Source organism: Flavobacterium agrisoli, from assembly GCF_016522065.1.
GTDB lineage: Bacteria > Bacteroidota > Bacteroidia > Flavobacteriales > Flavobacteriaceae > Flavobacterium > Flavobacterium agrisoli.
Genome location: NZ_JAEHFV010000001.1, coordinates 957,695 through 970,431, shown reverse-complemented (window position 1 = coordinate 970,431; position 12,737 = coordinate 957,695). Strand labels below are relative to the sequence as shown.

The following is a 12,737-nucleotide window of genomic DNA, read 5'->3' as shown; positions in this document are numbered from 1 at the left end:
TTATTCTTCAGTAATTCGAATTTCATTTTTAACAGTAACCGTATCTATTTCGGTAAAATAATCAATTAAGATGTTTCTAAGTTTATAATCTAAATCGAATTTTTGAATACTGTTTTTAAAGAAATCCATATTATCTCCTCCATTTGCTAAATAATCGTTAGTGGCTAGATAATAATTTTTGTTGGTATCAAAAGCTTTTCCTTGAATTTGAATGTTTTTAGGTTGCCCGTTTTTATCAATTGTAAATGTCATGCCTGCTATAGGATGGGCTTTTTTTTCGGTAATGAAATAATGTACAAAAGCCAATATTTGATCGGCTTTTAATTGCAAAACAACCAAGCTATTTTCAAAAGGCATAATTTCGTAAGCGTTTCGTGCAGTTATATTTCCTTTTGGTAAGGGAGCTCTAATTCCACCAAAATTCAGAATGCATAAATCAATTTTTTGATGTTCTCTTTTTTCGAAAATAAGATTTCCTTTTTCCAAACAAGCATCGGCCATTAAATTTCCAATCGCTGTTTGCCATTTGCCATCATTTTTATTCAAATCTTCTGGACAATAGGCTAAAACGGCATTCAAATCATTATTGATATGCTCTCGATATGGTTTTATATACGCTTCAATTTCAGGTGATTCGGAAATTGTACTAGCTATGGGAATTTGTTTTCCTGTGATTTTAGTAGGTTGGTAATGTGATGTACTGCAAGAAGTGATTGTTAGGTGTGTTAAGAATATAACAAAAAGTTTTAAAACTTCATTATACTTTTTTAGTTTTACCATCTCAAATGCGGCTTAAATAATTAATTTTGTAATCTTGTAAAAGTACTATGTTTTTAAAAACAGTAAAGTTTTTTTTTATAAAAAAATCGTTAAAAAAAAGCTTGCAAGATACCGTTATGTCAAGGTTTGTAGGGCAATTCAGCACAGTTGGGTTACTTATAGAAAAGATTAATTTGGGTAAAGTTGATGTGATTTTAGATGTTTTACTTGCAAATGGTTTTGATGCTAATAATATTTCGGTTTTGGTATTTGATAAAAGAAAGAATGACAAACAATCGAGTACATTTGCATGCTTTGGATGCGAAGAAGTAAATTATAAAGGTGCGTTTAAAGAAGGAATTTGTACCGAATTTATTCATTCAAATTTTGATTTATTGATAAATTATTACCAAGATTCTAATCCTTTATTGCTTGCAATAACAAACCAGTCAAAGGCAAGTTTTAAAGCAGGTTTACCAATAAATGGGTATTTGTTGAATGATTTGATTATACAAACATCGTTGGATAACGAAAAAGCCTTTGCAAACGAATTAATAAAATATATAAAAATATTAAAAAATAGAATTTAGATTATGCAATCATTAATAGGAACGGGTGTTGCTTTGGTAACTCCTTTTAACAAAGATCTTTCGGTTGATACAGAAGCTTTACAGCGAATAGTGAATTTTTCTGTTGATGGTGGGGTAGAATATTTGGTGATTTTAGGGACTACCGCAGAAAATGCTATGTTATCTGCCGAAGAGAAAGAACTTGTTATTGATACGATTGTAAAAACAAATAAAGGAAGATTGCCTTTGGTATTAGGAGTAGGAGGGAACAATACTTTGGAGGTAGTGAATGAATTAAAAACCAGAAATTTTGCTGATTTTGAAGCCATACTTTCGGTTTCTCCCTATTACAATAAACCAAGTCAAGAAGGAATTTATCAGCATTTTAAAGCTATAGCCGAGGCTAGTCCAATTCCTGTAATTTTATACAATGTTCCAGGTAGAACGTCAAGTAATATGTCGCCTAAAACCGTTTTGCGTCTAGCTAGCGATTTTGAAAATATAGTTGCTATAAAAGAAGCCGCAGGTGATTTGGTTCAAGCTATGCAATTGCTAAAAAACAAACCTCAAGATTTTTTAGTTATTTCGGGAGATGATATGATTGCTTTACCAATGGTTTTGGCCGGCGGCGCAGGTGTAATTTCGGTCATTGGTCAAGGTTTTCCAAAAGAATTTTCAGAAATGATTCGCTTAGGATTGAATCGAAAAGTAGATGAAGCTTTTAAAACGCAGTATTTTTTAGATGAATGTATCGATATGATTTTTGAGCAAGGAAATCCGGCTGGTATTAAAGAAGTTTTTCATTATTTAGGTATTGCTGATAATACCTTGCGTTTACCATTGGTAAATGTTGATGAAGATTTATCGAAAAGAATAGAAAGTTTTGTTAAAAAAAGTATTAAAAAGGACTAGATATTGTTGTAATTTTATAAGTTTAAAAATATTTTGTTATAGCTAAATTAATGACTAAATTTGCCGCCGCAACTACGGTGTAATTTGTGCTGAATAACAGAACTTTTTAATCATTGTAATCGTAATTAAATGAAAAAAATAACTGCTTTGTTTCTTCTTCTTGTTCTTTGTAACGCCTGTGGAGATTACCAAAAAGCCCTTAAAAGTGAAGATGTAGCAACAAAATTTGCCATGGCTTCAGAATTGTATGATGCTGGGAAATATTCAAAAGCGATTCGTCTTTTTGAACAATTGGCGCCAAGTTACAAAGGGAAACCGCAAGCAGAAAAGTTGTTTTATATGTTTTCTAAATCATATTACAATACCAAGCAGTACAGTTTATCAGGTTATCAGTTTGACAGTTTTGTGGCGGGTTACCCCCGAAGTGAAAAGGTCGAAGAAGCTGCTTTTTTAGGCGCTAAAAGTTATTCGAAATTATCACCGGCTTATAGTTTAGATCAAACGGATACCTACAAAGCTATCGAAAAAATGCAAAATTTTATTGATAATTATCCAGAGTCGCAATATATTGTAGAGGCAAACGAAACCATGAAGGTTTTAACTGAAAAACTGGAAAAAAAGTCATACGAAATTGCTAAACAATACAATACTATTTCGGATTATAAATCGGCTTTGGTTGCTTTTGATAATTTTGTGGCCGATTATCCAGGAACAACATATAAAGAAGATGCCTTATTTTATAAATTTGATTCGGCTTATCAATTGGCAATCAATAGTGTGTATGATAAGATGAAAGATAGATTGAATGTGGCTAAAACATCCTATAATAATTTGATGAAGTTTAAAAGCGACACCAAATACAAACAAAAGGCAGAAGAAATGAATGCCAGAATTGATGAAGATTTAGAAAAATTTAAAATATAACTAAAGTAATGGATTTAAAAAAGACAAGTGCTCCAGTAAATACAGTAACTTATAATAAAGCTCTTATTGAAAAACCTACTGGTAATGTGTATGAAGCGATTACCATTATGGCAAAAAGAGCCAATCAGATTAATTCTGAAATTAAAAAAGAGTTGACCGAAAAATTAGAAGAATTTGCTACTTATAATGATAGCCTTGAAGAGGTTTTTGAAAACAAAGAGCAAATTGAGGTTTCTAAATTTTATGAAAAATTACCAAAACCACATGCTTTATCTGTGCAAGAATGGTTAGATGGTAAAACTTTTTACAGAAATTCAAACAAATAATTCTACTATGTCGGTTTTAAAAGGGAAGAAAATTTTGCTAGGAGTTTCTGGCGGAATTGCTGCCTATAAAACTGCTGGTTTGGTTAGACTTTTTATAAAAGCAGGTGCTCAAGTTCAAGTAATTATGACGCCTGCTTCTAAAGATTTTGTAACGCCACTCACTTTAGCTACATTATCTAAGAATCCCGTATTTTCTACTTTTTTTAACGATGAAGAGCAAGAAGCGCAATGGAACAACCATGTAGAGTTGGCTCTTTGGGCTGATATCATGTTGATTGCTCCTGCAACTGCAAATACCTTGTCTAAAATGGTTCATGGTACTTGCGATAATTTATTGTTGGCTACGTATTTATCGGCTAAATGTTCGGTTTATTTTGCACCAGCAATGGATTTGGATATGTATATTCATCCTTCTACGATCACCAATTTTACTGAATTAAAAACTTTTGGAAATATCATGATTCCTGCTGAAAAAGGGGAATTAGCAAGTGGACTTTCTGGTGAAGGCCGAATGGCAGAACCCGAAAACATCATTGCTTTTTTAGAAGCTGATTTAGAAAGTAAATTGCCTTTAAATGGAAAAAAAATATTAATTACTGCTGGACCTACCTATGAGGCCATCGATCCTGTTCGATTTATAGGAAATCATTCCTCAGGCAAAATGGGTTATGATATTGCCAATGAAGCGGCCAATTTAGGTGCGTCGGTAATTTTAGTTTCTGGACCAAGTCACTGTAAAGTTAAAAATGAAAACGTAGTGTTAATTTCTGTAACTACTGCTCAAGAAATGTATGATGCTTGTCATCAATATTATGAAAATGTTGATGTGGCTATTGCTGCTGCCGCTGTTGCAGATTACCGCCCAAAACTAATTTCCAATCAAAAAATTAAAAAAGAGGCTTCTGAATTTTCAATTGAATTAGAAAAAACACAGGATATTTTATTATCGCTAGGGCAAACTAAAAAAAATCAGTTTTTAATTGGTTTTGCACTCGAAACCGAAAATGAAATTGAAAATGCAAAGCTTAAAATTCAGAAAAAAAACTTAGATTTGATTGTTTTAAATTCCTTGCAAGATAAAGGAGCTGGTTTTAAAGAGGCAACCAACAAGGTGACTTTTATAGATAAAAACTTTGTTATAGAACCAATGGATTTAAAACCCAAAGAAGCTGTTGCCGCAGATATTTTGAACAAAGTCATTTCTTATTTTTTATGAAAAAATATTTCGTATTAGTTGCATTTTTTATTTTTGGATTGCTTCAGGCGCAACAATTAAATTGCACCGTAACAATTAATACGCAAATGTTAGCTAGTACCAATCAGCAGGTCTATAAAACTTTGCAAAATGCAATTTCCGATTTCGTAAATAATACCGATTGGGCAGGTAGCGCCTTAAAACAAAACGAAAAAATTAATTGCTCCATGTATATTACGTTGACTTCGCAAAATTCGAATCAATTTTCAGGAACAATTCAGGTTCAGGCCTCTCGATTGGTTTATAATTCGACGTATTCATCGCCAATTTTTAATTACAACGATAAAGATTTTACATTTAATTATACTGAATTTCAAAATTTAATCTTTAATCCCAATACGTATGACGGAAATTTAATTTCGGTTTTAGCCTTCTACAGTTATGTTATTTTAGGATTAGATGCGGACAGTTTTGCGCCAATGGCAGGAAATCGTTATTTCGAAATTGCTCAAAATATTGGTAATGTAGCGCAACAGGGCAATAATAAAGGTTGGACACAAGCGGATGGTTTGCAAAACAGGTATTATTTAATTAACGATATGATGTCGCCTATGTATATGGAATTGCGTCAAACATCGTTTAATTACCACAAAGGGTTGGATTTGATGACACAAGATGTGAAATCGGCGAAAGAAAAAATTAAAGCATCGTTACTGAATATTACCAAAGTTAGTTCGGTTAAACCGAATGCCTTTTTAACGCGTGTCTTTTTCGATGCCAAGTCAGATGAAATTGTTTCTATTTTCTCGGGAGGCCCCACAATTCCGGTTTCGGATTTGTTAGATACTTTAAATAAAATTTCGCCTTTAAATTCGAGTAAATGGGCCGAAATTAATTATTAAATCCAAATTGCACTTTTTATTTTTTTGATTTTAATTTTATGATAACTGCACTTACAATAAAAAATTATGCACTTATTGAAAAACTTTCTATTGATTTTTCAAAAGGATTTTCAATCCTAACGGGTGAGACAGGAGCCGGAAAATCAATCATTTTGGGTGCTATTGGATTGGTTTTAGGGAAACGAGCCGATTTGTCATCCTTGAAAAATAAAGAAGAAAAATGCATTATAGAAGCGCAATTTGATATTTCTAAATACAATTTGAAGCCATTTTTTGAAACCAATGATTTGGATTTTGAAGAAGAAACCATAATTAGAAGAGAGATTTTACCATCTGGGAAATCAAGAGCTTTTATTAATGACAGTCCGGTCAATTTGCAAGAATTGCAAGAGTTAAGTGATTTTTTAATTGATATTCATTCGCAACAGCAAACACAAGAACTTTCGGATGAAAAAGTACAATTTCAAATTATTGATGCGATTGCTCAAAATTATGAAACCATAGCTGATTACCAGGTGCTTTTGAAGACATATAAGTCGGATAAAGCAAAATTAAATACGTTACTTAAAAAACAAAGTGATTCGGTCAAAGAACACGAATACAACAGTTATTTATTAAAAGAATTAACTGAGGCAAAATTGAAAATTGGCGAGCAAGAAGAATTGGAGGAGGAGTTTGAAAAATTAAATAATGTTGAAGTTATTAAAGAATCCATTGATAAATCCTTGGCCTTAGCTAATGAAGAGCAATTTGGAGTTTTTCATAATTTGAATGAAATTAAAACAGCTCTTCAAAAAATTGCTGCTTTTTCACAAGAATACGACTCTTTTTTTACTAGAATTTCGAGTATTGCCATTGAATTTGACGATTTTTCGAAAGAAATAGAAAGTGTGTCGGAAAAATTAATAAATGATCCCACGCGATTAGAAATGATCAATCAGAAATTACAAATCATTTATAATTTACAAAAAAAACATCAAGTCAATTCTGTGGCTGAATTGTTAAGCATTCAATCCGATCTAGAACTTTCTGTTTCTGAATTAGAAAATATTGAAGATGAAATTGCAAAATACACCGAATTATTAGATAGTAAAAAGTTACAATTAGATGAATTAGCTAGTACAATTCACGGTAATAGAGAAAAAGCTATTCCCGATTTAAGTCGTGATTTGGTCGCGATTTTATCCACATTAGGTATGCCTAATTCTCAATTTAAAATTACTTTGCTGCCTTCGGATACTTTCTTTGAAAACGGTAAAGATGAATTACAGTTTTTATTTTCGGCAAACAAAGGTTCTGATTTTGGGCTACTGAAAAAAGTAGCTTCGGGTGGTGAAATGTCTCGAATTATGTTGGCAGTAAAAGCAATTTTAGCTAAATTTTCAAAACTTCCAACCTTAATTTTCGATGAAATTGATACTGGAGTTTCGGGAGAAATTGCCATTCGAATGGGAGAAATCATGAAAGAAATGAGTCAGACAATGCAAATTTTTGCCATAACACACTTACCGCAAATAGCAGCTAAGGGCGATGCTCATTTTAAAGTTTCTAAAACCATAGTAGGTGAAGATACGCAATCGGAATTACGTTTGTTATCGGCAGACGAGCGAGTGGTTGAAATTGCGCAAATGCTATCAGGATCCATTGTTTCTGATTCGGCTTTAAATCATGCCAAAGCCTTGTTGAACTAAAAAAATAGGCTATATTTGTCAGCCTTTACAGGCGATTTACTTCGTTTACGATATTCAAATATTAAAAGATAAATAATTTTAAATTATGATTATAGAACCAAGAATGCGCGGTTTTATTTGTTTGACAGCTCATCCAGAAGGCTGCGCGCAAAACGTAAAAAACCAGATTGAATATGTTAAGTCAAAAGGTGCGATTGATGGACCTAAAAAAGTGTTGGTAATTGGAGCTTCAACCGGTTTTGGTTTGGCGTCAAGAATTACTAGTGCTTTTGGCTCTAATGCAGCTACAATCGGAGTGTTTTTTGAAAAAGCGCCAGCAGCAGGAAAAACAGCTTCACCAGGTTGGTATAACTCGGCAGCATTTGAAAATGAGGCAGAAAAAGCAGGTTTGTATGCAAAAAGTATCAATGGCGATGCTTTTTCTAAAGAAATTAAACAACAAACTATCGATTTAATTAAGGCCGATTTAGGTCAAGTTGATTTGGTAATTTATAGTTTGGCTTCTCCAGTTCGTCAGCATCCAGAAACGGGAGTTTTACATCGATCTACTTTAAAACCTATCGGAGGAACTTTTTCAAACAAAACAGTTGATTTTCATACAGGTAAAGTTTCAGAGGTTTCAATTGAACCCGCTAATGAGGAAGATATTGCCAATACTGTGGTGGTAATGGGTGGCGAAGATTGGGCTATGTGGATAGATCAAATGAAGGCCGCAGGAGTTTTAGCACCAGGGGCAACAACTGTCGCTTATTCCTATATAGGCCCAGAAGTAACGGAGCCAGTTTACCGTAAAGGTACAATCGGACGTGCAAAAGATCATTTGGAAGCTACTGCTTTTGAAATTACAGATAGTTTACAAGATATCGACGGCAAAGCGTATGTTTCTGTTAATAAAGCTTTGGTAACACAAGCCAGTTCAGCTATTCCTGTAATTCCATTGTATATTTCATTATTGTACAAGATTATGAAAGCAGATGGTATTCACGAAGGTTGTATAGAACAAATTCAGCGTTTGTATCAAGATCGTTTGTATTCTGGAAAACCAGTGCCAACAGATGATAAAGGAAGAATTCGTATTGATGATTGGGAAATGCGTGATGATGTTCAAGCAGAAGTTGCTGCTTTATGGAAAGAAGCCACTACCGAGAATCTTTCAGAAATTGGCGATTTAGCAGGTTATAAAAATGATTTCTTGAATTTATTTGGTTTTGGTTTCGAAGGTGTCGATTATGATGCTGATACGAATGAATTGGTTCAAATAAAAAGTATTTCGTAAATAAAATGTATAATTTACTGAAAGGGAAACGAGGTATTATTTTTGGTGCTTTGGATGAAAATTCAATTGCTTGGAAAACGGCCGAACGTGTTTTTGAAGAAGGAGGGACTTTTGTTTTGACCAATTCACCAGCTGCGATGCGATTGGGAAGTCTTCAAGAATTAGCGTCTAAAACCAACTCTCAAATTATTGCAGCCGATGTTACGCTTGTTTCTGATTTAGAAAATTTAATTGAAAAAGCGCAACTTATTTTAGGAGGCAAACTTGATTTTGTATTGCATTCCATCGGGATGTCGGTCAATGTGCGTAAAAAAAATCATTATATTGATGAAGATTATGATTTTACACAAAAAGGTTGGGATGTTTCGGCACTATCTTTTCATAAGTTAATGCAAACTTTATATAAAAAGGATGCCATGAACGAGTGGGGTAGTATTGTGGCTTTATCTTATATAGCTGCGCAAAGAGTATTTCCAGACTACAACGATATGGCTGATAATAAAGCCTATTTAGAATCAGTTGGTCGTAGTTTTGGTTATTTTTTTGGTAAAGATAAAAAGGTAAGAGTTAATACCATTTCGCAATCACCAACACCAACTCGAGCAGGAAACGGAGTTAAAGGATTTGAAGAGTTTATTTCTTTTTCAGAAAAAATGGCCCCTTTAGGCAATGCTTCGGCAGCCGATTGTGCCGATTATATTATTACTCTGTTCTCCGATTTAACTCAAAAAGTAACGATGCAAAATTTGTTTCATGATGGCGGTTTTTCTAACGTAGGAGTAAGCCAAGCTGTTTTAGAAACCTTTTCAAAATATAACGAAAATAGTTCAAATACAAGATGACCATCAGTTTTTTAATTGATGGTTTTTTTATATTTATAAGTACCTTTGTGTTAAAATTCAATATTTTTAAGTATATTCTAATATCGATTGATTGAATATGATATTTTCATTAATTATCCCCGTTTTTAATCGTCCAGACGAAGTAGATGAACTGCTTGATAGCTTAATGCTAAGCGATTATGAAAAACCTTTTGAAGTAGTTCTGGTTGAAGATGGTTCAACTAAACCTTGTTTAGAAATTGCTGAAAAATATGCGCACAAGCTAAAAATATCGTATTATTTTAAGGAAAATTCTGGACCCGGCGATTCTAGGAATTACGGGATGAAAAGGGCTCAAGGTGATTATTTTATCATATTTGATTCGGATTGTATTATTCCTATAAATTATTTATCCGAAGTAGAAAAAGCATTAAAAGAAGATTTTGTAGATTGTTTTGGAGGCCCCGACAGAGCGCTTGAGAGTTTTTCGGATATTCAAAAAGCAATAAATTTTGCCATGACTTCATTTTTAACTACAGGAGGAGTTCGAGGTGGCTCTGAAAAAATAGGAAAATTTCAACCCAGAAGTTTCAATATGGGACTTTCTAAAAAAGCATTCGAAGCTTCAAATGGTTTTGGAAATATTCATCCTGGCGAAGATCCCGATTTGGCAATACGATTATGGAATTTAGGTTTTCGTACAAAACTTTTTCCTGATGCTTATGTATATCACAAACGCAGAATTGATTGGGATAAATTTACTCTTCAGGTTAATAAATTTGGTAAAGCAAGACCAATCTTAAACAGTTGGTATCCGCAACACCGTAAATTGACTTTCTTTTTTCCAAGCTTTTTTATTTTGGGCTTGATTGTTGCTTTTCTTTTAATGTTGATTAATTACGATTGGTTGTTGCAATTGTATTTTGCTTATTTCTTTATCATATTTCTAGTTTCAACTTATCAAAATAGAAGTCTAAAAATCGGACTTTTATCTCTTGTGGCAGTTTGGAAGCAGTTTTTGGGATATGGTTTAGGTTTTTTAGAATCGTATTTTAAAGTGGTAATTTTAAAGAAAAAGCCAGAAGAAGCTTTTCCTAATTTATTTTTTAAATAGTAAGAAATGACCAAAGTAATTGGCTTAACGGGCGGAATAGGTAGTGGTAAAACCACGATTGCTAAAATGTTTGCCGATTACGGAATTCCGATTTACATTGCTGACGACGAAGCTAAAAAATTAATGCAATCGGAAGTGATTGTTACTGCTATTCGTAATGCTTTTGGAAATGCTATTTTTGATGAAGAGAAATTAAACAGAGGTAAACTTGCAGCTATTGTTTTTAAAGATGCTGAAAAGCTCGAAATTTTAAATAAAATTGTACACCCCGAAGTAAAAAAACATTTTGAAAATTGGCTGGCTGAAAAACAAGATTTTGATTATGTGATTTATGAAGCAGCCATTTTATTTGAAAGTGGCCGTTACAAAGATTGCGATTTAATTATTACGGTAATAGCCCCTTTAGCGCTTCGAATTGAACGAGTTAAATTGCGTGACCAAACAACAGAAGAAGAAATTACAAATAGAATAAAAATGCAATGGAATGACCTACAACGTTCCGAAAAAAGCAATTTTATTATCAATAACGTCGATTTACGTGAAGTAAAGCAAGAAATTGTTAAAATTCTTAAAATTTTAAATATTAAACAAAATGATTCTTAAATGTTAATATTTGGTTAATGCATTATCCTGTATAATGTTAAAATATTAATTTTGTTTCGATGAATAAATTATTTTTTAGAATACTAGTCTTGTTAATGAGTTTGTCTTTAATAGGAATTATACTAGTTCAAGTGTATTGGTTTAATAGTTCGTTTCAAAATAACGACGAGCAATTTAAATTTCATGTAAAACAAGTTATTGGAGAAGTAGCTCAAAAATTAGAGCAACAAGAGGCTTATAGTTTTTACGATAAATACAATCATATTAAAGATAGTACAGGGAAATTACCTAAAAAAGACGATTTATTAGAATTTTATTACGTTCAAAAAAATACAAAAACCAACAAAACCATTGTCTATTCTAACAGTATTATATCCGAGGATTATAATATTACTGGTTCGTTCTTTGATAAAAAATTTAACAGCGAAAGGTTTAAAAATTTTAACGCCAAACGAGTTACCGAAATTTTTAATGATAATTCGATAGACAACTCAACTGTTGATCCGAATATTATTCCTGATGTGAAAATTGAAAAATCAGGAAATTTAGGAATTTTAGACAATGCCCAATTCGAAATTTTCTATAAAGATATCGCATCGGCCATGCCTATTAATGAAAGAGTTTCAGTAGAAAAATTGCAAAAGCTTTTAAAAAAGCAACTCGAAGAATCGGGTGTTAAAACCAAATTCGAATTTGGAATTTACAGTAGTGGAATTGCCACTAAAATCAAGTCAAACGATTTTCAATACGTACAAGATTTAACCTATAGTATTCCGGTATTTGTTGATAATGAAGGGAATAGTAAATACGAATTGATGGTAACCTTTCCGAATAAAAAAAGGTTTTTGTTGTCGGAGTTAGTGAGTATCACAGTATTATCGATCATTTTTACCTTGATTATAATTGTGGCTTATTCGAGCGCTTTAAATCAATTAATAAGACAACGTCACATTGATGAAATTAAAACAGATTTTATCAACAACATGACACATGAATTTAAAACACCTATTGCTACGATTAATTTGGCTTTAGATGCAATCCGAAATCCTAAAATAATTGAAGACAAAGACAAAGTCTACCGTTATTTACAAATGATTCGAGATGAAAACAAACGAATGCATGCTCAGGTTGAAAATGTGCTTCGCATCTCTAAATTAGAAAAAAGAGAATTAGATATCAGTAAAGATCCTACTAACGTAGAAGATATTATAAACGACGCAATCGAACATGTTAGTTTAATTTTAGAAGACAAACAAGGAAAAGTTAGCACGCATTTTGATGCAGTACGAACAACAGCTTTATTAAACGAAGTGCATTTTACCAATGTTATTGTAAATATTTTAGAAAACGCCATAAAGTATACTCCTGGAATTCCCGAAATAGAAATTTTTACAGAAAACATAAAAGATATGATTCTGATTAAAATAAAAGATAACGGGCAAGGAATGAGTAAAGTAGCTCAAAAACGCGTTTTTGAAAAATTTTACAGAGAACACACAGGTGATTTACATAACGTGAAAGGTCATGGTTTAGGATTGGCCTATGTAAAACGAATTGTAGAAGACCACAACGGTCAAGTCTACGTTGAAAGTGAAAAAGGAAAGGGTAGTACCTTTATAATAAAAATACCTCTAATAAATTAATA

The 12,737-nt window shown here is 32.5% G+C and carries 13 protein-coding genes; 12 read left to right on the top strand and 1 reads right to left on the bottom strand.

The window, feature by feature from the left end:
- Entirely contained in the window at positions 1-780 is a 780-nt protein-coding gene (locus I5M07_RS04125; RefSeq protein WP_200104926.1) for a 5'-nucleotidase C-terminal domain-containing protein, read from the bottom strand.
- Between the two features lie 47 nt (positions 781-827).
- Here I5M07_RS04125 and I5M07_RS04120 point away from each other — a divergent pair, with 47 nt between their 5' ends.
- The 12 genes from I5M07_RS04120 (at position 828) to I5M07_RS04065 (ending at position 12,735) form a co-directional block, all read left to right on the top strand.
- Positions 828-1,349: a DUF6913 domain-containing protein gene (locus I5M07_RS04120; protein WP_200104925.1), complete on the top strand. Its 522-nt coding sequence runs from the start codon at positions 828-830 to the stop codon at positions 1,347-1,349.
- Between the two features lie 3 nt (positions 1,350-1,352).
- Positions 1,353-2,240, top strand: coding sequence for a 4-hydroxy-tetrahydrodipicolinate synthase (gene dapA, locus I5M07_RS04115; RefSeq protein ID WP_200104924.1), 888 nt, complete (start codon positions 1,353-1,355; stop codon positions 2,238-2,240).
- A gap of 129 nt (positions 2,241-2,369) precedes the next feature.
- Positions 2,370-3,164, top strand: a complete 795-nt coding sequence (locus I5M07_RS04110; protein WP_200104923.1) for an outer membrane protein assembly factor BamD — start codon at positions 2,370-2,372, stop codon at positions 3,162-3,164.
- Positions 3,165-3,172: 8 nt separating this feature from the next.
- Positions 3,173-3,490 (top strand): DNA-directed RNA polymerase subunit omega, encoded by a 318-nt coding sequence (locus tag I5M07_RS04105; protein WP_200104922.1) that lies wholly within the window; start codon positions 3,173-3,175, stop codon positions 3,488-3,490.
- 7 nt (positions 3,491-3,497) lie between these two features.
- Entirely contained in the window at positions 3,498-4,706 is a 1,209-nt protein-coding gene (gene coaBC / locus I5M07_RS04100; protein ID WP_200104921.1) for a bifunctional phosphopantothenoylcysteine decarboxylase/phosphopantothenate--cysteine ligase CoaBC, read from the top strand.
- A complete protein-coding gene (gene porD, locus I5M07_RS04095; protein WP_200104920.1) occupies positions 4,703-5,587 on the top strand; it encodes a type IX secretion system protein PorD in 885 nt (294 codons plus the stop codon). The genes coaBC and porD overlap by 4 nt, the downstream gene beginning before the upstream one ends.
- Before the next feature lie 38 nt (positions 5,588-5,625).
- Positions 5,626-7,278, top strand: a complete 1,653-nt coding sequence (gene recN / locus I5M07_RS04090; protein WP_200104919.1) for a DNA repair protein RecN — start codon at positions 5,626-5,628, stop codon at positions 7,276-7,278.
- Positions 7,279-7,363: 85 nt separating this feature from the next.
- The gene (gene fabV / locus I5M07_RS04085; RefSeq protein ID WP_200104918.1) at positions 7,364-8,554 is read left to right on the top strand and encodes an enoyl-ACP reductase FabV; all 1,191 of its coding nucleotides are present in this window, start codon (positions 7,364-7,366) and stop codon (positions 8,552-8,554) included.
- A 5-nt stretch (positions 8,555-8,559) separates the two neighbouring features.
- Entirely contained in the window at positions 8,560-9,396 is an 837-nt protein-coding gene (locus I5M07_RS04080) for an enoyl-ACP reductase FabI (protein ID WP_200104917.1), read from the top strand.
- A 97-nt stretch (positions 9,397-9,493) separates the two neighbouring features.
- The gene (locus I5M07_RS04075) at positions 9,494-10,489 is read left to right on the top strand and encodes a glycosyltransferase (protein WP_200104916.1); all 996 of its coding nucleotides are present in this window, start codon (positions 9,494-9,496) and stop codon (positions 10,487-10,489) included.
- Positions 10,490-10,495: 6 nt separating this feature from the next.
- Positions 10,496-11,092, top strand: coding sequence for a dephospho-CoA kinase (gene coaE / locus I5M07_RS04070; RefSeq protein ID WP_200104915.1), 597 nt, complete (start codon positions 10,496-10,498; stop codon positions 11,090-11,092).
- Between the two features lie 59 nt (positions 11,093-11,151).
- Positions 11,152-12,735 carry a sensor histidine kinase gene (locus I5M07_RS04065; RefSeq protein WP_200104914.1) on the top strand — a complete coding sequence of 528 codons (1,584 nt, stop codon included), beginning with the start codon at positions 11,152-11,154 and terminating at the stop codon, positions 12,733-12,735.
- Positions 12,736-12,737: the final 2 nt, after the last annotated feature.

Excerpts from the sequence above, each read along its gene's own strand:
- recN (WP_200104919.1), top strand. The coding sequence starts at position 5,626 with ATGATAACTGCACTTACAATAAAAAATTATGCACTTATTGAAAAACTT.
- I5M07_RS04105 (WP_200104922.1), top strand. The coding sequence starts at position 3,173 with ATGGATTTAAAAAAGACAAGTGCTCCAGTAAATACAGTAACTTATAAT.
- fabV (WP_200104918.1), top strand. The coding sequence starts at position 7,364 with ATGATTATAGAACCAAGAATGCGCGGTTTTATTTGTTTGACAGCTCAT.
- coaE (WP_200104915.1), top strand. The coding sequence starts at position 10,496 with ATGACCAAAGTAATTGGCTTAACGGGCGGAATAGGTAGTGGTAAAACC.
- I5M07_RS04120 (WP_200104925.1), top strand. The coding sequence starts at position 828 with ATGTTTTTAAAAACAGTAAAGTTTTTTTTTATAAAAAAATCGTTAAAA.
- coaBC (WP_200104921.1), top strand. The coding sequence starts at position 3,498 with ATGTCGGTTTTAAAAGGGAAGAAAATTTTGCTAGGAGTTTCTGGCGGA.
- I5M07_RS04110 (WP_200104923.1), top strand. The coding sequence starts at position 2,370 with ATGAAAAAAATAACTGCTTTGTTTCTTCTTCTTGTTCTTTGTAACGCC.
- porD (WP_200104920.1), top strand. The coding sequence starts at position 4,703 with ATGAAAAAATATTTCGTATTAGTTGCATTTTTTATTTTTGGATTGCTT.
- I5M07_RS04125 (WP_200104926.1), bottom strand. The coding sequence starts at position 780 with ATGGTAAAACTAAAAAAGTATAATGAAGTTTTAAAACTTTTTGTTATA.
- I5M07_RS04065 (WP_200104914.1), top strand. The coding sequence starts at position 11,152 with ATGAATAAATTATTTTTTAGAATACTAGTCTTGTTAATGAGTTTGTCT.
- I5M07_RS04075 (WP_200104916.1), top strand. The coding sequence starts at position 9,494 with ATGATATTTTCATTAATTATCCCCGTTTTTAATCGTCCAGACGAAGTA.
- I5M07_RS04080 (WP_200104917.1), top strand. The coding sequence starts at position 8,560 with ATGTATAATTTACTGAAAGGGAAACGAGGTATTATTTTTGGTGCTTTG.
- dapA (WP_200104924.1), top strand. The coding sequence starts at position 1,353 with ATGCAATCATTAATAGGAACGGGTGTTGCTTTGGTAACTCCTTTTAAC.